This window comes from Paenibacillus sp. MY03 (assembly GCF_002165585.1).
GTDB classification, from domain to species: Bacteria; Bacillota; Bacilli; order Paenibacillales; family Paenibacillaceae; genus Pristimantibacillus; species Pristimantibacillus agaridevorans.
Genome location: NZ_MXQD01000001.1, coordinates 302871 through 326091, shown reverse-complemented (window position 1 = coordinate 326091; position 23221 = coordinate 302871). Strand labels below are relative to the sequence as shown.

General features: G+C 53.6%; 15 protein-coding genes. All 15 read right to left on the bottom strand.

The window, feature by feature from the left end:
• Positions 1–52: 52 nt before the first annotated feature.
• Positions 53–1918 carry an FAD-dependent oxidoreductase gene (locus tag B1748_RS01020; RefSeq protein ID WP_087565996.1) on the bottom strand — a complete coding sequence of 622 codons (1866 nt, stop codon included), beginning with the start codon at positions 1916–1918 and terminating at the stop codon, positions 53–55.
• A gap of 2 nt (positions 1919–1920) precedes the next feature.
• Positions 1921–2748, bottom strand: a complete 828-nt coding sequence (locus tag B1748_RS01015) for a hypothetical protein (RefSeq protein WP_087565995.1) — start codon at positions 2746–2748, stop codon at positions 1921–1923.
• Positions 2749–2763: 15 nt separating this feature from the next.
• Positions 2764–5097: a helix-turn-helix domain-containing protein gene (locus tag B1748_RS01010; RefSeq protein ID WP_087565994.1), complete on the bottom strand. Its 2334-nt coding sequence runs from the start codon at positions 5095–5097 to the stop codon at positions 2764–2766.
• Between the two features lie 23 nt (positions 5098–5120).
• Positions 5121–6014, bottom strand: coding sequence for a carbohydrate ABC transporter permease (locus tag B1748_RS01005; RefSeq protein ID WP_087565993.1), 894 nt, complete (start codon positions 6012–6014; stop codon positions 5121–5123).
• A 50-nt stretch (positions 6015–6064) separates the two neighbouring features.
• The gene (locus B1748_RS01000) at positions 6065–6970 is read right to left on the bottom strand and encodes an ABC transporter permease (protein WP_087565992.1); all 906 of its coding nucleotides are present in this window, start codon (positions 6968–6970) and stop codon (positions 6065–6067) included.
• A 64-nt stretch (positions 6971–7034) separates the two neighbouring features.
• Positions 7035–8678 carry an extracellular solute-binding protein gene (locus B1748_RS00995; protein WP_087565991.1) on the bottom strand — a complete coding sequence of 548 codons (1644 nt, stop codon included), beginning with the start codon at positions 8676–8678 and terminating at the stop codon, positions 7035–7037.
• A gap of 167 nt (positions 8679–8845) precedes the next feature.
• On the bottom strand, positions 8846–12895 hold the full coding sequence (locus B1748_RS00990; RefSeq protein WP_087565990.1) for a CBM96 family carbohydrate-binding protein: 4050 nt from the start codon (positions 12893–12895) through the stop codon (positions 8846–8848).
• Between the two features lie 363 nt (positions 12896–13258).
• Positions 13259–14137: a DUF72 domain-containing protein gene (locus B1748_RS00985; RefSeq protein WP_087565989.1), complete on the bottom strand. Its 879-nt coding sequence runs from the start codon at positions 14135–14137 to the stop codon at positions 13259–13261.
• Positions 14138–14157: 20 nt separating this feature from the next.
• Positions 14158–14622: an MEKHLA domain-containing protein gene (locus B1748_RS00980; protein WP_087565988.1), complete on the bottom strand. Its 465-nt coding sequence runs from the start codon at positions 14620–14622 to the stop codon at positions 14158–14160.
• 166 nt (positions 14623–14788) lie between these two features.
• Positions 14789–16645 (bottom strand): glycoside hydrolase family 5 protein, encoded by a 1857-nt coding sequence (locus B1748_RS00975; RefSeq protein WP_256975461.1) that lies wholly within the window; start codon positions 16643–16645, stop codon positions 14789–14791.
• Positions 16646–16660: 15 nt separating this feature from the next.
• Positions 16661–17482: a carbohydrate ABC transporter permease gene (locus B1748_RS00970; RefSeq protein WP_087566143.1), complete on the bottom strand. Its 822-nt coding sequence runs from the start codon at positions 17480–17482 to the stop codon at positions 16661–16663.
• Between the two features lie 83 nt (positions 17483–17565).
• Complete coding sequence (locus B1748_RS00965) at positions 17566–18456, bottom strand: carbohydrate ABC transporter permease (protein WP_373271236.1); 891 nt, start codon at positions 18454–18456, stop codon at positions 17566–17568.
• A gap of 53 nt (positions 18457–18509) precedes the next feature.
• Positions 18510–19829, bottom strand: coding sequence for an ABC transporter substrate-binding protein (locus tag B1748_RS00960; protein ID WP_087565987.1), 1320 nt, complete (start codon positions 19827–19829; stop codon positions 18510–18512).
• A gap of 398 nt (positions 19830–20227) precedes the next feature.
• A complete protein-coding gene (locus B1748_RS00955) occupies positions 20228–21337 on the bottom strand; it encodes a response regulator transcription factor (RefSeq protein ID WP_087565986.1) in 1110 nt (369 codons plus the stop codon).
• On the bottom strand, positions 21330–23135 hold the full coding sequence (locus B1748_RS00950) for a sensor histidine kinase (protein ID WP_087565985.1): 1806 nt from the start codon (positions 23133–23135) through the stop codon (positions 21330–21332). Before B1748_RS00950 ends, B1748_RS00955 begins: the two co-directional genes overlap by 8 nt.
• Between the last annotated feature and the right edge of the window lie 86 nt (positions 23136–23221).

Genomic DNA, 23221 nt, shown 5'->3' with positions numbered 1-23221 from the left:
CCGTGCCCCTGTCATCAGGCGCACGGCTTTATCGTTCCATCCTCGATCCCGTTCAGACTACCTTCCGCTCCACGATAAGCTTCATATTTTCGGCTATGGAGTAATGGTACGTTCCAGGCTTCTGGCCGGTTATACGCGAAATATAAGCGTCATGGCCGACCGCTCTCTTTAAGATGCCGCCGATCCGGTCCCGCTGACCCGGGCGATCCCCATAAATTTTCAATAAGGCCATCATGGCATGGGAGAAAAATTGGAAATAAATTTCGTTGAATTTTTTCGGTTTAAAGATATCGCTGGTATCCACACCTTGGTAAATCGGCTTGTTCAGCTCCTCGGGCTCGCATACAAGCCGCTCCAGCTCGTCGATGCTGCCTTCGTCCCTGAGCTTGCCCAGCAGATAGATTGCCATATAACCGCGCATCTGGTTGTTCTTGCGACAATCCTTGAGCTGGAAAGCGTCCCTCTCGGCCAACATCCCGCGCAGCTCGGGCAGCGCCGCCTCGTCGCCCATCAGTCCCAGCGCGAATGCGCTGTGCTTCCGAAGATAGGCGTCATCATCGCTCAGCCATTCTCGAAGCGCGGCTCCAACCTCGGCATGCCCCAGCCGGAAAGCGGACCAGATGGCGATCCCCGGCGAGTCGGATGCAAGCCCGCTGCAAATCTCCTCGAGATCCTCCAACCATTTGATGCGTTGCGGCGGCTTGCGGTCGGCCGGATACGCGACCTGATATCCCTTGTCGTTAGCAGGATCGTAGCAGCCCGTCTCGGCCAAATAGCCGACCAGCTCCTCGTAAGGCACCTCTTTAACGGGCACGCCCTTGTTGATCGCCAGCCAGGCCGCCGTCGCCGCCGCTTCCCCGCACTTCTGCATGTCGCGGTTCATCCGGACGCAGGTGGACAAGCTATGGTCGACCGCGAGACAACGTCCGGCGGCCATTAGTCCGTCGAATCCCCGCGGGATCATTGCGCCGAGCGGCACGGGCACCGTCACATTGATCGCCCCGAGATTGCTGCCTACGAACCAGTCGGCAAGCTCCTCGGATTCGAAGGCGTGATCTCTGCCATGTTTGTCGATATCGGCATAGGCGTAGAACAAAGGCTCATTGGTAACCCGATCAGCGAAAAAGTGATCCAGCTTAATCGGCTCTTCCCCTTCGATCAAACGTCCTTCCCTGATGCCGAGCAGCGGCGCAAGATACAACATGCGCCCCTTGCCATCCTCATACTTTTCCTCCAGATGCTGCGAGTGGGAGAATAGAATCGCCCCGGACAGCTCCACGCCGTCTCTCTGATCCGTGCAGCCCGAGTCAAAATTAATCCAGCTCACCTTCCGGTTCGCCGCATAAACCTTTACGCTCGTAAACGGCTGCGTTCGATTATCGAGTTCCCGTCCCACGCTCGTTGCGCAACCCGCCATGGAACAAACCTCCGCGTCGCCGGTGCAATCGATGATAATCTTGCTGGCGGCGCTCCGGATGCCGCTAGGCCCGATCCACTGTATGCCCGCTGCCCGTTTGCCTTCGAGATAGACGCCCGTAATCGAAGCCTCGAAGACAAGCTCGGCGCCTGCGAGGACCGCTTCCTGCTCCAGCACGTATTTTTTGGCTTCCACGTTGTAGGCGCCTGACTTCGCGTAGACCGATTCGCTCAGCTCTGCCGCTTCCCGGTCCAGCGTCTCGTAGAGCCCGCCCTGCGAGCCGAAATAATAGCCGTTTACAGAGCCGGAGGTGCCCATGCCGCCCATGCTGTTCAAACGCTCGATGCCAAGCGCCTTCAGCCCTCTTTTTGCTGCCGCGATCAGCGCCATGGAGCCCGATGTCCCAAGTCCCACGACGATAATATCGTAGGCAAGCGGAAACTCGACCTCACCAACTTCCTCGGCGACAACCTCGCCGGCCATTCGTTGAGATAGCAGCATCTTCAGCTCACCTTCCTTCCCGTTGCTTCAATGCCAGCCTCGTAGGCCTCAAGCGGATTGCAATAAGCCGCGGACGTCAAGCGCTGGATACGTCCTTCCCCCGATGAGTTGCATGCAGCCATCTCTATCTCAAAGCATGTCGCCACCGCGCAAATCCGCCAGTCCAACCATTCCCCCGTCCTGTCCGTCCAGACACGGTTGAGATTACTTCTTGCCTGCACCCAATCGTCTTCGTTCCCGATTGCTAGCTTGAGAATAAGCTCTCCGCCAAGCTTGCCCTTCACGATCTCCGTCTCGGCATCCGGGACGACAAAAGCGTCTGGCATGACGGCATCAAGCGGCGTCTCTCCGACATACAGCAGCATGGCGTTAATTCGTCTGGCCGTTTTATCGGCGTCCATAACCGCTTCCGTCCGCGTATCGATGAGACGATCCGCTCTGACGACGCTTCGTCCCGAAGCATGATGAATCGTCACTTCCACATAATCGTGTTTCTCTTCGACATGGAGCACCTCAGTCAAAAGAAAAACGCGAAGCCCGGACTCATAAATCCGGTTATACAACACGGGAGCCAGGGCGGGAAGATGGACGAGACCGTCGTCGGACAAGATCCCTCTCTCCCTCAACTCCTCTCTCAACGAGGCGCCGGAAGTCGATAACGGCGTATCGTTCCAGCCTCTCCCCGGATTAAAGCTATTAATAAATTCGTGACCGACAAGCGCCGTCCGCTCAATGACCAAAGTGCCGTCGATATCTTCCAACGCTGCGCCCAAGCCGGTAAAGGTCGCTCCAAGCACAATGGTTCGATAATGACTGATTTCGGTCCCCATGGGTTCACTCCTCCGCTAGTCTTGCGCGTTATGGATATCGCGATAAGCGCTTGGCGTAATCCCCTCGTATTTCTTAAACAAGCGGATAAAGGTGCTTATGCTAAAGAAACCTACCCTATCGCTAATATCCTTAATATAAATGTCATCCTGCAGCAACAGTGCCTTGGACTTCTCGATACGCCATTTGTTGATGTATTCCGTCAGCGTTTCACCTGACTGCTCCTTAAAGTAACGGGAAAGATAGGACGGGTGAACCTCGAATTGCTCCGCGATCATGTTAATGCCGAGGTTATTATCGCCATACCGTTCTTCGATAAGAGCAAGCACGCCATCGTACAGCCGATATTTGCTCTTTTTCCTCCGCTGCTCCGCCAACGCGCATATACGCTGAAGAAACTGGGACATGCGCTCGCGCATGACCATTACTGTGCTTCCGCTCGACAGCTCGCGGATCGCGGCAAGATTTTCTTCGTAGAGCTCCTCGCGAGAGAGGTTTGCCTCTATGCCCGCTTTCATCATCGTGCTGCACATATCGAACAGCAGACAACGGATCAGATCGGCCGATACGTTTTTCTGCTCCAGATTACAATCGATGATTTCATCCAGCGTCGACTTGGCCGCCACGTAATCGCCGGCATTGACGCAATTAATAAGCTGCTGCTCCTTCTCGATGGAATAGACGTAGGCCAGCTCGCGAACCGTGGTCTGCTCATACCAAATAATGGACTGCCCGCTCTGGAGCATGCGGTATTCCATCGCCTCCAACGCTTCTTGATACGCTGCGGGCAGCTCCTGGGCAGAATGTCGAATCGAGCTAATGGAAACCGTAAACAGAATACGGAATCTGCTGCCGATAAAGCGCTGCGCTTCTTCGGCCACACCCTTTAAATAAGCCATGGCGGCTTCCTGGGAAGTCTCGGTATTAAAATTGACGATACACGCCAGCATGTCGTCGATATCCGTCATCCAGCCTTGATGTTCCTGGCCCGCCAGCTCCTCCACGATGTTCGTCATGACAAGATGGACAAACTCCCGCTTCTTCTCGGCATCCTGCTCGTCGATTCGGAAAAAGCCGCTATAGTCTTCCAGATAAAACAGCATGACGGCTACTCCGCTGCCTCTCAGACTGAGGCCGTGATCCGGCAATACTTCGGCAATAGGAACGCCGTCCTTGATTCTTCCCTTGAGCAGCCGGGCAAGCAGGCTGGAGCGGAGCGCCTGATTCTGGCGTTCGATCGTCTGATTCATCAGCTTGTAGCGATCAAGCGTGTTGTCCAGCGCTTCCTCCAGATAGTCGTATTCGGTCCCTTTGCTCCCTCTCGAAGGTTCGATTTCGCTGCGCGCCGCCACATTGCGAACGAGCCGCTGCAGCGGATCATAATTCCGTTTGGCCATCCATACGGACAGAATGGAACCAAGTACTGCGGCAATCGCCAGCATGAGAACGGATAAATTGCGGATGTATTCCGCCTTTTGGCTATACAACTCGGACGGCAAGGCGTAGATGATCTTCCAGCCCGTCGTCTCCGATTTAATGTAGGACAGCGTCATCGGCTTTCCATCCCAATCTTCCGTTACCGTGCCCGAGCTGTCGTTCTTGCTCTCCGGAAGCCGGAAGCTGCGCTCTTGCGCGCTTGCTTGTTCGGAGGAAGCAAGGAGTCTGTCCTCATCATCCAAAATGTAGACGCTTCCTTGATTATAGGACTGCAAATTACGGATGGATTCCATCAATCGACTTTGATTAAGCTCGATGACCAACGTCGTCCCCACAGACTCTCCTTTGCTAGGAAAGTGCAGCGACTGCGCGTACATAATGCCTGGCCGCGCGCCTTCGCTGAATTCTCCCAGGCTCATAAAGCGGCCGCGATGCTCCTCCGCAAGGTTGCTTCTCCAAGACGTGAGCGATAAGTCCGATTGACTATAGTTCAACTCGTAATAAAGTTCGTCTTCGTAATAGGAGCTGTCGGTCAATACAAAGTTGCCCGCGCTGAAATAAATATAGAAGTGGTCCACGAACCGATTCGCGATATTGTACGATTTGAAATCGGCGATGGCGTGTTTCATATTAAGCCTATCCTTGGCGTCGATGTTTTGTTGGTTGCTTATGATCGATCTGACTTTCGGGTTAAGCGAGATCATCTCGGACAATCGGTACACGTAATCCGTGTAATTTTCGATTTCCAGCTTGAGCTGGGAGAGCAAGGCGGAATTGGCTCGATGTATTTCGTCGTTGATTACATGTCTCGTTTGCCAGTAAGTGGCCGTCATCATAATGATAGGAATCAACAGAACAATGGCATACGATTGCAGCCATCTCCGCTGTACCCCTTTAGCCCTCCATCCCTGCATCCCCACACGCTCCGTTTCGTCGGCTACCCTTTAATAGACCCAATCATAACACCTTTCACAAAATATTTCTGCAAGAAGGGGTACACCGCCAGGATCGGCAAAGTAGCCACGATAATAGTTGCATATTTGATGCTTTCGCCTACTGCCTCTACATCCGATGCCGAGGCGTCGCCCGACATGTAAGCTGTGCTGTTTTGGATCAATATCTCGCGCAAAATCAATTGCAGCGGGAACAACTCCCTGTCGCGAAGGTAAATCATGGCGCTGAACCAGGAGTTCCAATGGCTGACTCCGTAAAAAAGGACCATCACGGCCATAACCGGCAGCGAAAGCGGGAGGACGATACGGAAAAGGATGGTGAAATCCTGCGCGCCGTCCATACGGGCAGACTCGATCAAGCCATCCGGAATAGCCTCGAAGGATGTACGCAGAATGATGAGGTTCCATGTTGAGATCAAGCCCGGAATGATGAGGGCAAGCAGTGAATTCCCTAAATCCAGCCAGTTATTGACAAGCAGGTACATAGGAATGAGTCCGCCCGAGAAAAACATCGTGAAAACGATTAACAGCATGACGGTTCGGGTCCATGGAACGCCCTTGCGCGAGAGCACGTAAGCTCCCAGACTGGTCATGAATAAGTTAAGCAGCGTTCCGCCTACCACGATGACGATCGTATTGATATATCCGCCGATAATATTGGGATTCTGGAACACCTTTACGTAAGCATCCAAATTTAAGCCTTGCGGCGACAGCAAAAGACCGGTGTGGGAAATCAATTGTCTCGAATCGCTTATCGATGACAGCAGTACATAGATAAACGGATATAAGGTGATCACGATCATAAATAACATGAACAGGACAAGTATGGCCTGGAAAATACGTTCACCCTTTGTTTTTTTGACGGATGTTGTCTCCATCTGTAAGGCCTCCTATTGGCAGATTACCGCTTGAATGTCATTACGCGCCGTTACCATAGGCTGTTCTCGCTTACTTTCTTGCTGAATCGGTTTGCCGCGAGCAGCAGCATGAAGTTGATGGCCGATTGGAACAGGCCGATTGCCGTCGCATAACTGAATTCATTGGTCCCGCCCAAGCCTTTCCGGTACACGAACGTGCTAATAACGTCTGCCGTCACGTACGTGCTGGGATTATACAGCAGTATGATTTTTTCAAAGCCGACATCCAGCATGTTGCCGATCTTAAGAATGAACAGAATGGTGATGATGGCAGCCAGTCCCGGCAAAGTAATATGAAGCGTTTGCTTCCAACGATTCGCGCCGTCGATGCGGGCAGCTTCGTATAGCTCGGGATTGATGCCTGATATGGCCGCTAGATAAATGATGGAGCCCCAGCCAACGCTTTGCCAAATATCCGAAATGACGTATACCGCACGGAAATATTCGGGGTGGCCGAGCAAGGCTGTACGATCCATGCCGAACCAGACTAGAATATCCGTGACTACTCCTTCTCTGGCTACGAATTGCGTAATCATCCCGCAGATGACGATCATGGAAATGAAGTGCGGCAAATAAGTGACGGTCTGCACCATGCTCTTGAATTTTTTCCCGGCGATCTCGTTGATCAGCAAAGCGAAGAGAATAGGCGCCGGGAACGAAAACAACAGCAAATAAAGATTGATGAGAAGTGTATTTTTGAGCAGCCTCCAGAAATAATAGCTGTCGAAGAAACTGATGAAATGGCTGAAGCCCGCCCAGGAACTGCCCAGAAAACCGTCGGCGATCCGGTAGTTTTTAAATGCAATAATAGCTCCGTACATAGGAACGTAATGAAAAATGAAGTAATAAAGGATGACGGGGGCGATCATGAAATACAAATATTTGTGCCGCCGGTAATCCTTCGCAATGAATCGCATATGATGCCTCCTTTATGCCTAACCAGCCGGAGAAGCGCATGGGCAGCGCTTCTCCGACCCGATTCTACCGCTGGGTGTAACGTTCGTAAGCCGATTGATAAATTTCAATCGCGCGATCGATCCCCATCTTCTTCAATTGCGCCGTGTAGCCGTCGAACTCGGCGATCGGCGCCGCGCCCATCACGAACTGCATGAACATTTCTTCGAAGTACGTGTTCACCTCCGCCATGATGGAGGATAACTCCTGTCCTTCGCTGTCCGTCGGCGTTACGCGAGGCAGACGGGTATCCTTCAGGTTGTCGTAATATTGGTTGAAAACCGTAACCGCATGTTTCTGCTGATCGAAGCTGTAATATTGCTCGGTATAACGATCGTCGCCGACAAAACCTGGGGAAGGAGTAGACACTCGCAAATATTTGGCCATCGCATCGCCGATGGACAAGCCATCCGGATTATTAACGATCAGATCCGTATATTTGGGATAATCGCCTTCCAGAGTATAGGTCGTCCCTTCTACGCCGAACGACTTCAGCATATTGCCTTCCTCGGAGTACAGATAGTCCAGCCATTGCGCCGTCCGCTCCACGTTTTTGTTCGCCGGCGTAATCCCCGCGCTGTTATCGCCGCGGTAATCGTAAGCCGCCGTAAAAAATCGCGGCTCGTCGCCTTTGTTCAGTACCGGATGCTGCGCCGCCACCAGATCATATGTCGGGTTGCTGTCTTTGTTAGCGTTCAAATACTTGCCGACAGCGGAGCCGATAAAGGCCGGAAACGCGCCTGCCGAGCCGTTAGTCGCCTTGGCATCCTTCGCCGCGCCGTCTTGGGTGGCGAAGTCGGGATCCAGCAAACCGTCCTTATACCATTGGTTCAATAAAGCAAGATAATCCTTGTAAGCCGCTTCGACAGGACCATATTTCACTTGTCCGCCATCGAGGTAGAAACCAACGCCGATGCCGAACGCTCCGTTAAACCGTTCGCTTTTGAATTCAGCGAGCGTCATGGTCAGGGGTGTCTTGGCGCCTTTCTTTTCTTTAAATTGCGTCAAGACATTCGTCCATTCCTCAATCGTCTCCGGAACTTGTAGGCCCAGCTCATCCAGCCAGTCCTTGCGCAATACCAGGCCGCTGCTGACGTTGGAATTGCCCGCTCCGAGCGCTGGGAATGCGTAGATCGTTCCGTTATCCGTACTGATCTCTTTTTTCATCTCCGGGTTGGCATCCAGGTATGCCTTTAAATTCGGAGCATGCTGCTCGATCACGTCGTTTAAAGGAATGATGACTTTATCCGAAATCGCTTTCTCCGGTCCGCCGGGATAAGTGGTGAAATTGTATTCGATAACGTCCGGCAGCTTGCTCGATGCTATCAATAGATTAAATTGCTCGGCCTCGGAGCCTACGGCCGGATGGTCGAACTTAACGCTTACGTTGGTCCGCTTTTCCAATTCTTGATAAAATAAAGATTCGCCGTATTCTTTGAGCGATCTGGCCGCGCCTGCATTTAAGCCAGTCCAATAAGTCAATGAAATGGGTTCCGACGATGCGGACGAATCGCCAGGCGACGGCGCCGCGGAATTGGTCGGTGTGCCCGTGTTCGGTGCGGAATTGTTGTTATTACCCGTGTTGCCCGAGCAGCCCGCGATAAGCGCCGATGCCAGCACCAGCATCACGGCTTGCTTCCGCCAGAGCGGACTTCTTGTGTTGTTAGCCAATGTAGTGACCTCCTGTTTATATGGGTTTGAACCGGTGTTGATTGCGCTCCGGATTCGACCTTAGTGTATCCCCGCTGCAGAGCGCGGCACAATCGACAACTCTTGATTGCGTAAGCGCTTGTTAACCTGGTCATGAGATGGAAAGCCGGGTTATTAGATAACAATCCTCAACCTTCCATGTCATTGCTGCCACTTGCGGAGGGACCCGCTATCGGTTCGGAACGATAAGATCGAATCCGCAGGTAAGGCTTATTCGCTGCATTCTCCTTGCTGTTTAAAGTAGCAAATGCGCCTGCCCCATCATTTAAAACAGCCAAAGTGGCGATTTGGTCTCCCGTTGCTTCGCCTTTAACGTAATCCGTGATATCGAATTCGCGATACATCGCCTGGTTATCCATCATTGCCGATAATAATAAAGTGCCAAGCGCGGGTTTATTGTTCCAATTCAGACTGGACTCGCTCCAGCCGTCATCCGCTCCTCTAAACAGTCTGCTGTTTCTGGTTTGATCTGCATCCGTTATGGCTCCGTACAAATATAGCTTTGCCGAATCCATCTCGCCTTCTATTTCACTTAAATCGAACTTTAAGAAGGTTTGGCGATTGAAGTTCCCGCCGGCATTATTTAGCTCCAGCAATACCTGGCTTCCATAATTGTCGGCTGCAAAGGTTCCGCTTCTAACATGCGCATCTTCGATTGGAAGAAGATCCGTCACTATTTCTTCATAATAGACGCGAATCGCAATCGTCGCCGATTTGGTTACGCCGCCCAATGTTACAGAGGCGGTTAGATGAACGGAACCTGCCGCAAAAGCCGTTATTTGGCCCGTTTGATCAATTGCGGCAATGGATGGATCGTCGCTGCTGTATGCGATGTCCGCTTGGCTTAAATCGACCGGAGCGCCCGTCTCCAGCTCCGCTCGAACTTCCAGCACTGCGTTTTCACCTACGATTAGAACGGATTCTTGGGAATCTAAATCAACGGATACATCGAAGTCCTCCGGCTCGAACAAATAAGAGCTGACCCGCAAATACGGTTTATTGTTCGCGCTTTCCCTGCTGTTAAACGATGTGTATTGACCGGTACCGTCTTGCATGATGGCTAAGCTTGCGATCTGGTCGCCGGCATCTTGGCCGAATATATAATCCGTTATATCAAGCTCATGATACGCGGCCGCCGTATCCGTAAATGCCGATGCCAGATAATCGACTTGCGCGGGTTTGTTATTCCAATTAACGGCCGTCTCTGTCCAATTGTCATTTTCGACGCTAAAAAGCTTGTTTTCCTTTGGATTGCTGGAACCGAAAACATAGAGCTGCGAAGAAAAAATCTCGCCTATAATCGGGCTTAAATCATATTTCAAATAGGAACGGCGATGGAAATCGCCCCCGCCTCCATTGACTTCAAGCCTTGTCGAATTTCCATAATTGGTTTCGGCGTAGGCTCCGCTTCTGACGAAAGCGTCTTCAACGGGGTGCAGATCGACAACGATGGCTTGACCGTATGGGATACGTATCGTTATCGTTGCCGCTCTTGTAACGGCTGCATGGGTTACGGTGGCCGTAAGATGAACGGTGCCTCCATTTAATGCCGTCACATTGCCGGACTGATCGACAGTGGCAAGCGTTGGATTATCGCTGCTGAATTCGACAACCGCATTCGATAAATCAAGGGGTTGACCGTCCTCCAGACTAGCGGAAACATCCAATGCGGCGCTGTCGCCGACAAGCACGACGGACTTGTCGGCCGTCAAATGAACTTGACCCAATTCCGGCCCGCCGAATCCCGGTGCAGGGGCTGCCGTGTCGTAAGCCAGCTTGAAACTGTGAGTGCCGCCGCGCGAATCAGCCGTGTTGACTTCGACTTTGATGTTCGGCGTCGTACGCAGAACGGTAACGGATGGATCCGCGCTGATGACCGATGTTCCAACCTTGTCGATTTCGAACACAAGCTTGTCGCTCGTATGCGTAGGGTCGGATACCGCAAACGTCAGTTCTCCGGCGGCATCCTTCATCATAACGGAAGACGGATTATACGACCACACATCTTCATACATGCCGCCTTCCCAGAAATTAATGCCCGTCAGGCCAAGACTCGTTTCCGTTACGGCTTGAATTTCGCTCGTGTTTTGCAAAATGTGTATGGTTGGATTTTGGCTGTAGCTCTCCGTACCCGCCTCGTCCCGGTTCGGCAGCAATACATAAGCATAGGTAGCATCATCGGGATTATTGCCATGATCAAACCATAAAGAAAGATAGTTTCGTGTAACCAGAGGATCCGGGCTTGGCAAACTGGATGTCGAGATATCTCCCCATCGTCCCGATCTTGCTTCCCTTAAGCTCTTGATCGTCGGCGAGTCAGGGAAATAGTAGCCGATGTCCGAACCGGGCACGCTTCCTCCCAGATGAGCCCAGTTGACGCCCGTCATCGTCTCCGACCAGCCAAGCGCATCCGATTTCACTGTCCCGTTAACGGTCAACGCATTATCGCCGATGGCGTTCAGTTTTCTATTTTCGACAATCGTCTCGATCGTGCGGTTATCCGTGCTTGTAATACCGGCGCCGAGCGCAACCACTTCATCGTCAAACATAAACCAGGACTTTTTCGCCGTTAGCGAGCTCGAAGTAATGACATCGCCGTTTGCATTAAGATCGCCCGATGCCTTCAGATCCATGCCAACCGCTCCGTAAAGCCCATCGAACACAGAACCGCCTACCCACGTATTGGGACTCAAATATTCCTTTTGATATGGGATGCCGGTCACCGTTCTCGCAAGCGTGTCCACAGTCGTTCCCGGCATCCGATAAGGATTGACCGTAGACCAAAATTCTTCGCTGTATTGCGACAAGTCATTGTTATACAAATAAGTCATTCCATCGGCCGTGTACCACGCCTTCATGTTTACATTGCTGATCGACTCGTAATTATAAATGCGGTTGGAAGACATGCTAAGCCCGATTCCGAATCCCGGCCTAAGATGAACGGCACGATCCATATTGGAGAATTGCTTATGCTCGATCAACTCTCCTCTGGGGACAATCGAATTGTCCGCCATAATCTCTTTCGCCAATATCGTATTGTCTATGGGACCGCTTGCATAAAAATTTCTAAACGTATCCGCCTGAATCCAATATTTCAGCATGCTCTTCATTCTGGCCGCATCGGCAGGAGGAGCAAATTGGGATATACGAAGAATAGCCGCCATCGTCAAATGGCCAACGGCATGATCCTGGAATGCATATCTTGAAATTTCTCTTCCCCGGACCATGTCCATCATGGCGCCCTTATAAATCAAGGGCTCGAAGGATTGATAGACCCACTCGTAGAGATGACTTAAATTCGGGTCCGTCACTTCCCATCTGGACCCATGCAGCAGGTCCACGATGACTGCGATCTCCCCGAGCAGCGACTTTCCGTACCCGCCGTTATAGGGGTGCTTGATATGCTGGATAAAGGAACCGTCCCTATAAAAACCATCTCCGCTTTCCGAGTAAGGAAGGATCAGACTGACACGATCTCTCGCGACTTCCAATAATTCCTCGGACTTTACGATGATGCCGTGATAAGCCATAATTTGCGTTTTCCACATCAGGTTGGCGCCGGTCATCAATCGGATGTTCGGATCGGACGAAAATTTGTAGACGGCATTCATATAGTTTGTAATTTGCGTGTTTGTAAACTCGTCGTACATTAACATGACGACAGCCGTTATGCTTTGCGGCGCCCCGATCTCCCAATGATACCAGCTATTGTCTACGGTTTCCCACCCGGACGACAGCGTATCGTTATATCGATTATCGTGCAGCCAATCCATGGCCGATACAATGTCGTCTCTGAGCATGTTATTCCCGTACAAGGTCGAACCTACCGTCGAATAGGCAACCGCCATCGCTTCGACCCGAGAGTAGCTGGATGCCATATGGTGCGATCGGATCGGATTGTTAAGATCGTTCCATAAATAGGTGCGAGCCGGATCTTTAATTAACGTATCCCAGTGAAGCTGTCCCGTATTCGATATTCTGGCCAGCTTGGTTGCGATATCCGGATCATTGACATCGTAAGAAGTATCGCCCACGAATTTATTTCGCAGCGCATCGAATTCATCTAACGTTACCGCATTCGCCGATGCCTGGCTTGATAAGCTTCCATAAGGATTAGGGATGGCGGCCGTCATCAGAAACATTACCGTAATCAAAATTTTACAGATAAATGATTTCATACACGAATATCCTCCTGTCAAACCTCATTATTGTAAGTGCTTTCAAGATTTTAGTCGACATTACCCTCTACCATTTGCACCCCTTTCTAAAAATCGGAATCCGCGATAAATTTCTGAACCTATTGAAACAATCTGACTTATCTAAGCAGCTACTACCGAGTGTAGCCTCGCTTTTACGGCTTGCACAATCGACAACTGTTGATAACGTAGGCGTATGCTAACCTGGTCATGAGATAGAAAGCCGGGTTATCAAATAACAATTCCTTGCGCATGACGTCTTTTTCAAGAGTCTGAGCCAATGTGAAAAAGCCGTCGCCCTCTTATCCGGCGCAGCTTGTTTCATACCGAGATTTAACCTGTATGTCAAAATAACTCGAGCTGCTCCGGCTCGGGAGGCGGCAGCTCAAGCGGATCTCCTCCGCCTGGCTTTCGCAATCCCAGCATGGACATCATCGTCTTGGCATTGCCTGCGGCATGCCCGCCGGAATTGTTGTTAAAAATGACGGCAACGCGTTTGCTTTGCTGCTCCAGCTTTTGCAGCTTCGACTTCCACTCCGTCAGCTCCTGCTCCGAATAATGGTACAAATATCGGACCTCTCTCCAGTTCGGTCCGCCGCCATTATTCCAGTTCGCGACATTTCGTCCATGAAACCTTACGATCGTCGTTTCCGCATCCGTCGCCTCCAGCACCTCGGGAATGCTGCCGATCCCCGCCTGAGGTTCGTCGCAGACGCTATGAATCCAGCCCTCCTCCCGCATAAAATCGAGCGTCCGCTCCCGCATCCCGCCATCGAACCAGCTTTGATGCCTAAACTCGAGGGCGCAAGGAAAACCTTCCATTCTGCGCTTGATCTCGCGCAGCTCCCTGACATTGCGGCTCGCGCAATCAAACCAAGGCGGATATTGGAACAACGCAGCCGTCAATCGCCCGCTGCTTTGCGCAGGCTCCAGCATGTGGCAAAAAGCTTCCGCCATCGCGGCGGGATCGTTGCTACCAGCTGCCGGCCCGCGTTGGTGGCCCGTCATGCCTTGATAGGCTTTGACGACAAAGGACAGGGTGGCAGGCGAGCCGTTCACCCAAGCCTCGAACCGCTCGGGCGGCTGTATGGCATAAAACGTGCTGTCCACCTCGACAACGGGAAAGTGGCTGCCGTACACGTTAAGCTTCTCTCCTTGCTTCGTTCCGGCGGGGTACAAGGTGTCGTGATCGCCCCACCCGGCAAGCCCGATCAATAGGGTCATCCTGTGTCCCTCCTTCGTGCCTAGATGTATGTAAATGCCGAGAAAGTCGCCGCTTGTCCGCGATTAGCCCCATAGTCATCCACTAGATTCCATACCGTTGCATTCACGATATAAAATCGTTTGCCCGTACTCGAGATGCGTATGCCCGTATAATCGTCGACATACCCTCGTTCAGCGACTTGCGCAAGGAACCGAGCCCGCTCTTCGCGCTCCATGGGCTCAGCCGTCAGCCGCGACGGTGTCCGGACGAAGGTCTCCATATCCATTTCCCAAAGCGCTCTCGCCGCCCGGTTGCCGTAGTTTAGCACGGGGTCCTGCTCCGTGTCGTGAGACAGCACGATAATGTCTGCCTCCTCGATGACGGCGGTGGGATTGGCTCCGTCCGGGACGCGAAGCAGCTCCTTGCCCGTGAGCCGACGGTAACTGTCCAGCAGCAGCCGGGCATGGATCTCCCTCGTGCCGCTTCCCCTTATCTCCTGTGCCAACGTCCTCTCTCCCCTCTTAACCTGTTGATTCCATCATGCCGTATCTGAAAGGCTATATCAAGTGCAAGAGCCGCGCGGACTAGTGTCCAACGCGGCTCTATAATGTTAAAGGCAAACGATGTTTCCGTGCTAACCTGGCCGCTCTGCCATTGCTCGCGGGCGGATCCTAGTCGGCGTTCAAGCGAAGCGATTCGTCAGCATCCCCTATATTCAGCCACATCACGCGGATTTTACCTTCCAAACAGGTCAGGCGCAAACTCTGGGTTCCTTCCGAATGGGCAACTCGACAAACCGTTTGTCCTGTATGCCAATCGCGCTCTTGCACGTCCAGGGTAACGGCGCTCCCGTCGTTAAGAGCCAACCGAAGCTTCCCGCTGCCGTCTATCGACTGGAGTCGCAGAGCCACATCCAGCTTCGGGTCTTCATCCGTCCTCTTTCCTTCGCCGCTTCGTTCAAAGTCGTAAACAAACCAGTCTCCGACGGTCATCTCCATGCATAACCACTGATCAAGCTCCCATTCTTCCCCCCCGCCATGTGCGAACGTCGCCGTCTCGCGATCACTTTGGACGAACGCGATGCGCGTTCCGTCCGAGACGCGAAATTGAAGGCCCGCCTGCGCAGTGGATGCGGACTCAGCCGAGCCAAAGCCAAAGCTTGTGCCTTCTCCCTTGTAGCCGTAAAAAACGGCAGGAATACGTACAGGCGCTCTGCGCAGAAGAGCCCGGGCGACCTCGGGTTGATAATCGCAACGTTCCAGCGCCATGTTGTCAAGATATTCCCATAGAATGGTCCTCGCGACAGCCGGCTCCGGCTTCTCTCCGCCTTGCAGATAGTCGACGAGCAGCGGCCATCCCTCCGGCTTGCGGATGGAGCAAGGCGAATTCGTTGTGTCCATCTTTTTCCACGTCCAGAAGTTCCAGGAGATATCACGGTCGTCGAACATCCGGAAGGCGCCCGTGTACCAGTCCTTGTTGTTCTCGCCGCCTTCGCCCATAAAGATGGGCACGTTCCAGCGGTCGCGGAAGTCGAGATACTTCGCGATGCTTTCCGTGTCGGGATTGTTCCAATATTTGTGGAATTGGAGCAGCACGTTGCTGTCAACAGGATCTTCGCCGAAGGCATTCTCGAAGATGGACCAATCCGTGGACCAATGAACGCCTTCCAGAATGATCATATGCCGCTCGTCCGCCTCGCGGATCGCCGCGATCATCTCCTTGTACAACGGCATCACCCGATCGTTGTAGTTCGAGAACCAATCCGGGAGCGGCTCGTTGAGCAGGTCGTATCCCGCGACGATCCATTCGTCCTTGTAACGTTCGGCGAGCGTGCGCCAGATCGCGACGGCTTCGCGCGCGCGGATTTCGTCCGTAAAAAGCTTCGGCCGATCCTGCTCGGAGTCGTCGATGTTCGTGCCCGTCTGCCCGCCGGGCGCGCCGTGTAGGTCAAGGATGACATACAGTCGATGCTCTCTGCACCAGCCGATGACGCGGTCGAGCAGCACGAGCCGATCTTCGCGAAGCCCAAACGGCGCGCGCGTCTCGGATTCGTGTTCCGGTGCGTCTCCATTGCGGATTGAGTCCTCTTCTAACGGATCGATATTAGGACTGGCCCGGTCCGTTGACGGCGTAGCCTCAGCTTGATTCGGGCCCGCTGCTGCGTCGACATGCGTTTCGGCACGGCCGCCCGGCCCTTCTCCCGTCAGAAATCTCGCGTTGATCGGCACCCTCACCGAGTTGAAGCCTTCCTCCGCGATCTTGGCGATATCCTCTTCGGCAATGTATCGGTCATAGTAGACGGACCAGAACTTATTTGCTTCCTCGGATCCGACAAGCGACTCGATCATGGCTTCGATTCTGCGAGGCCGATCGCCTCCTTCGGGAAATCGCCACATATAACCTTCCGGCAGCAGCCAGCTGCCGAAGCCAACGCCCCTCAATAAGATGGGCTCTCCTCTGCCGTTAACCAGCCTGGGGCCGTCCGCTTTGACGAAACCGTATACTTCTTCGTTTCTTATTGCGCTCATCTCTATTTATCCTCCCTACGACTTGATCGCGCCTTCCGAGATGCCATGCAGAATGTATTTCTGCAGCAGCAAATACAGGACGATGACCGGCAACATGGCAAGCACGAGCGAGGCGAGAATCGCGGACCAGTCGTTATTGTATTCGCCGAACAGCATGTTGGTGGACAGCAATAACGTATAGCTTTTGAAATCCGTCAAAATAAGAAGCGGCAGCAAAAAATCGTTCCACATCCATAACATGTTCAGAATAGCGATCGTGGCCGTAATGGGCAGCAGGAGCGGCAAAATGACGACGAAATAAAGCTTGAATTCGCCGCAGCCGTCGATGACCGCAGCCTCGTCCAGTTCCTTCGGCACGGACTTGACGAAACCGTGATACAGGAAGATCGCTACCGCTACTCCGAGACCGATGTAGAGCAGGCCGAGACCGACGGCGGATCCCTGCAGCCCCATGTCGCTGCTGATCCGAACCAGCGTAATCATGATGGAATGGAACGGAATCAGCGTCGACATGACGAACAGTCCGAACAGGAAGCTGCTGAGCTTGCCAGGCGTCCGCGACAGCTTGTAGCCCGCCATCGACGCGAACAGGATGATCCCGGCCAGTCCGACCGCCGCGACGACAACCGTGTTCCACAGGCTTCGCATGTAATCCGTCTTGCGGTAAGCATCGGCGTAGTTACCGAATTCCAGCGTAGTCGGGAGCGCCAGAATGTTCGTCAGCATCTCCCCCTGCGTCTTGACGGAGTTAAGCAGCGCCATGTAGATCGGGAATAGCGTCACGACGGCCGCGAGGATCAGAAACAGGAACATGGAAGCGGAGCCCAGACGGCGCATGGTTTTGCCGCTGTTATTGTTGCTGTTGTTGGTGGTGCTGTTGCTGGTGTGAGCATGGGCATGGTAGGATTGTGCAGATCCGCTCATGCTCTCACCTCCCTGCGCTTCATGACGGCCAGTTGGATGATCGTGATGATCATGACGATGCCGAACAGAATCATCGCCTTCGCGCTGGCGTAGCCGTAACGATTGGAGAAGCTGAACGCCTCTTCGAAAATGTTGATCGCAATGACCTGCGTCGATCGGCCCGGCCCGCCCCCCGTTAGCGAATAAACCGCGTCGAACACTTTGAACGAGCTGTTCAGCGTAAGGAAAACGCCGATTGTCAGAGCCGGGTAGATCATCGGCAGCGTCACGTGCCGGAACAAGGTAAACGCCCCTGCGCCGTCGATCGATGCCGCTTCCTTGAGCGTCTTCGGCACGCCTTGCAGCGCCGCAATGTAGATGACCATCAAGTATCCGACCCCGCCCCATAACGACAACGCCAGAATGGAGAAAAACGAATACTTGGGATCGCCGATCCACGATTGATCAAGCAGCAGCCAACCCGTTTGATCTGCCAGATAGGGGAAGACCCGCGTGAAAATAAACATCCACATGAAGCCGCCGATGATCAGGCTAAGCATGTTCGGCATGAAAAAAATCGTGCGGAACCAGACCTTGCTCCGTCCCATGGCTTCGATGAACAAGGCGAGCAGTATCGCAATCGCATTTTGCAGCACCAGCATGAACGCGACGAATTTGAACGTGAACCATAATGATTTCAGGAAAAAACGGTCCCCCATCGCCTCGACGTAATTGGAGAACCCCACCATGCGGTAAGCGGGGTTCAGTCCGTTCCAATCCGTCAAGCTGTACCAGATGCCCCCGATGGCGGGGGCTAAAGTAAAGGCACAGTAGAACGCAAGCGCAGGGAGGACGAATAGGAGCAGCATCGCGGATGGCTTCATCTTTCTAGTTCTCGTTGTCATCATTTCTTTTCACTCCCGGTCCGATCCGGACGGGTTCTCCCGCCCGCTGCGCAGTCCTAGTTGCTCTTGACGGCGGTCTGCCATACTTTGTCGAGCGCCGCGATGATGTCGTCCTGCGTCACGTCCTTGATGTAATAGCTCTGGAGCAGCTTGGCCGTCTCGTCCGTCACGCCGTTTGGCAGTTTGAGATCCAGATAGGCCTTGCCTTCGGAGACGTAGGCGCTCGCTTCGTTGACCCAAGGGAATACCTCGTACTGATGCACCGTTGCGATAGGATTGAACTTCAATTCTTCGAACAGGGCCGAGGAATCTTTGTCGTCCAGAATGTAGTTAAGCAGATCAAGCGCTACTTCTTTGTTCTCGCTTGTCGGGGACAGGGCGAGCGAGGTGGATGTCGCCAGGTTGATCATGGCGTCCGCCGGATTGTTGCTCACCGGCAGCGGCGCGACGCCGAAGTCCATGTCGGGATTGACTTTCAGAATCGTCTCCGCGTTCCAAGAACCTTGCACCCACATGGCGGCGTTGCCGTTTGCGAATTCCGCGGAGCCTGCTTCGTTGCCCGTCTCGAACGGCTTATCCGTACCGTTTGCCATAATCATATCGATGATGTCGAATACCGAGCGCACATCGGCGTAGGAAGCGGTGCCTTCATTCATCTTTGTAATCCAGTCGGGATGCGCCGAGGAAACCGTGCCGCCCAGCGACAACGCCATCATCAGCTGCGGAATCCAGGATTCCTGGAAGGCAAGCAGAAACGGCTTGATTCCCGCTGCTTGCAGCTTCTCCGTCACGGCCTTCATTTCGTCGAGCGTTTGCGGAGGCGTCAGGCCTTGCTCCTTAAAGATCGTTTTGTTGTACAGATATCCCCACGACAGGCTTTCCAGCGGCAGCGCGGCCACCTTGCCGTCGTATTTGACCGTCTCCGTCACCGCTTCGTACAGCTTGCCGACGAACGGCTGGCCCGTCAGATCCGCGACGTATCCGGCATCGTAGTAGGTTGGAATGTCGTTGGCGTGAAGCGTATACAAGTCGGGCGCGTCGCCCGAGGACAGGCGCGATTGCAGGATTTGTTTCGCCTGGTCGGCGTTCGGCATTTCCAGCTGGATCGTGACGTCGATGTTTTTCTCCGCCAGCTGTTTCTCTTTGAACTGGGCAAAATATTGCTCGAACTGATCCTTAAATCTCGGGAAGCTCATAAACACCTTCAGCTCCACCTTCTTCGGCGGCTCCGTCGTCTTGACCTCGCTGGTCGGGCTGCCGCCCGTGGTCGGCTTCGCGCCGTCGTTCGCTCCGTTGCCGTTATTCCCCGAACTGCAAGCCGCCAGTACCGCGATTACCATCGACAACGTCATCAGCAGATGAAGCGCTCTCTTCATTGTGAATTCCCCCTATGAGTTAGATGCAGCTTCAGTATAGCGAAGAAATTAAGCGCTTTCTTTCGAGGATTTTAACGTCGCTATTTGTACAATATTGATGTGGGGCGACGGCGGCGCTTTGTACTCGGTTTTTCATACACATGTGCCCTCTTAGACCCGCCAACGTCGCATTGTGCTCGCTTTTTCATACACATTTGCCCTCGCGCGCCTGCCAACGTCTCATAGTGATCGGTTTTTCATACACATTTGCCCTCGTGCCCCGCCAACGGCGCATTGTGCTCGGTTTTTCATACACATTTGCCCTCGTGCCCTCGCCAACGTCACTTTGTGCTCGGTTTTTCATACACATTTGATCGCCCCGCCTGCCAGCCAGCCCCGCAGCAGAAGGGAAATACCTCTTACTCTCTCTCTTTGCGGAGCTCTCCCGGCGTAATGCCGAAGTGTTTTTTAAACACTCGGTAGAAATACGCGATGTCTTCATACCCCGACAGTTGAGCTGCGTGCTTGATAGGCAGACGGTCCACTGCAATGAGGGAACGCGCCTTCTCCATCCGTTTGCGCACGATATAATCCGAGAGGTTCTCGCCCGTACGTGCTTTAAACGCGCGGCTGAGATGCTCCCGGCTGATCAGGAATTGCCCCGATACCGTCTCCAGCGAGATCGCGTCCTGAAAATGGGCGTCAATGTAGGCAACGACATCCTCCATATCCAGCCTGCTACGGGACTGACGCAAGGAGAGCAGCCCTTCGACGGCCAAAGCGTAAATCTCGCCAACAGCCAGCGCAGCCTCTTGCGGAGAGGCTGTGCTCCTCAATGTAACGGAGCCCGTGGCCGTATCAATCATGCCGTTCGCGGCGACGCCTCTGTCAAGGAGCAGCTGCTCCAGCGTCACTTCCTGCTCGGACAGGAACTGCTCCAGCATGAACAACAAATCGCTCGCGATCCGGGACGAGCCGCCGGCTTCCGCCACGCTTGTCTTCGCGCTTGCAAGCTCGCGGGCAAGCGACTCGAAGGCGCCTGCGATCCGCTCTTTGTCCAGCGAGAGCAAGCTGGCGTAGATGCGGGAGCGGTGACCGGCGTAACGCTGCACGTCTTCGCCGCTTGCGAAAATGGAGGAGCGGGTGCCCGCTTCGCGGTCCAACTCCTCCTTGCATCTAGCAAGAGCAGCATTCAAGTCCTCGGGGCTGATTGGCTTGAGCAAATACTCCATGGCTCTGGACCGAATCGCCCCCTTTGTATAGATAAAATCGTCATAACCGCTCATGACGATCAGCTTCGTGCCGGGATGGCGCACATGAAGCGCCTGCAGCAGCTCAGCACCATCGATGCCGGGCATTCGCATATCCGTTACAACGATATCGGGGAGCTGATCGCCGATTTGCCGCAGCCCCTCCGTGCCATCCTCGGCTTCTCCCGCCACGCGGAGCCCCAGCTTTTCCCACTCGCCAAGCGCCTTAACGACCTCCCTCGACCACGGCTCGTCGTCCATGATAAATACGTTATACATGCCGTTCCCCCTTCTCGCTTGCGCCTTCACCAGCCAGGCCGTCGGCCGGCATCGTCAGCACGACTAGCGTGCCCTTGCCTTCCGAGCTGAACAGCCTGACTCCGTAACGTCTGCCATAACGAATAGCGATCCTCCCGTGCACGTTGGAGAGACCGATGCCGCGCCGGCTTCGCCCCTCTTCGGAAGCAGAAGCGGACGCGGAAGTCCGTTCGCCAGAAGCCAGCTCCTTCCGCAAGGCTTCCAGCTTATTGCGCCCCATCCCGACGCCGTCGTCCCTAACTATCAACACCAGCGTCCCGCGAATCAACCTTGCCTTTACCTCAAGCGACCACTCGCCTTCCTTGCCTTGCAAGCCATGCTCGAACGCGTTCTCCACGATCGGCTGCAGAGTGAACTTCGGAATATCGACGCCCCCCGTACCTTCCTCCGCGTCCACCTGGACCGAACATCGCCCCGCGAAACGCTGCTCCTGAATAAACAAGTAGTTGCCGGTATGCTTAAGCTCGTTGCTTAGCTGAACCGTCTGCTCCATCTCCGAACTAATGGAATAACGAAGAAGATCGCCTATCACATACGTGACTCGATAAATTTCCGGAGCGCCCTTCGCGAGCGCCATTCCTCCGATCATATGCAGCGTATTATTGAGGAAATGCGGATTGATCTGCGCCTGCAAAGCGATCAACTGAGCGTTTTTGACATCGATTTCATGCTGGTACTCATTCTCGATGAGCGCCTTCATCCGGACCATCATGAAGTTGTAGCCAGCCTCCAGCAAACCGATCTCGTCCTTGCTCTGCACGGACTTCATCTCGAAGTCGTGAATATGCGACTTCCTCATCGTCTTCGCCAGGCTGACGATAGGGCGGCTGATGCGAAGCGATACGACGATAGACAGCAGAATGGATACCGCCGTAAACAACACCCCGGTCCATAGACCGGCCGTCATTGTCCTCTGGGCGATGGCATCGATCGTCGCGGCAGGTATCGCCTTGATGACCTGAAGCTCCCCGCCGCTAACCCGCTTAGAGAACACATAGTCGTGTTTCGTCCTGACGAACGCCACATCCGAAGAGCGCGGTTTGTCTCCTTCCAACACGCGGAGCAGCTCCGGATCGTCCGGCAACGGCGAAGAGCCGGGAAGCAGCTCGCCCTCGTCGCTGACGAGATAGATCGCGCTTTCTGGCCCCGATTGCAATAATTCTCCCGCCTGCCCCCATACTTTGCCGTCAATTCGTACGGAGATGCCGCCAATCAACCTCTGTCCCTGGAATTCGTTCATAGAATGGTACGCGCTCAGCATGTCGCCGGACGCCTTGAAATACAAGCCTGCCGGTTCGCTCAACATACGACTCCACGGACCCTCCCTAATATCCAGCGAATGGGTGATGCCGCTATTGGCATAATTGACGGAGTACGCCCGCTTCGTGGCATGGATGTACAATGTCAAATTGTCGATCTTGCGGGAGAACGAATAGTAAGCCGTGTTCATAGCTGCGAATAAAGCATTCTGCAACCGATAACGCTCCCCCGCTTCCATATCGTCGATACTTGTCAAATCGCCAATCAGGTCGGAACGGATATGAAGCGCATAAAACAAAGTATCCACCTGCTGGATCAATTCGTCCAAATATTGGCTCGCCCAGATCATTCGGGATTCGTTGGCATCAATCATCTCCTTCTCCACGGAGCTTCTCGTATTGTTCGTAGCTTGCCAGGTTACCGTAATAACCGGCAACGTCGTTAACGTGATCATAAGCACCATTAGCCGGAAGCGGATGCTGATTCGTTGCAGCGGCATAGTCTCCTCCTGCTCCCGGCTCTCCGGGACGTACTGTTGTAAGGGTCTTGTCTCTTACCTACAATTCGCTCTCTTGTAAGCGTTCT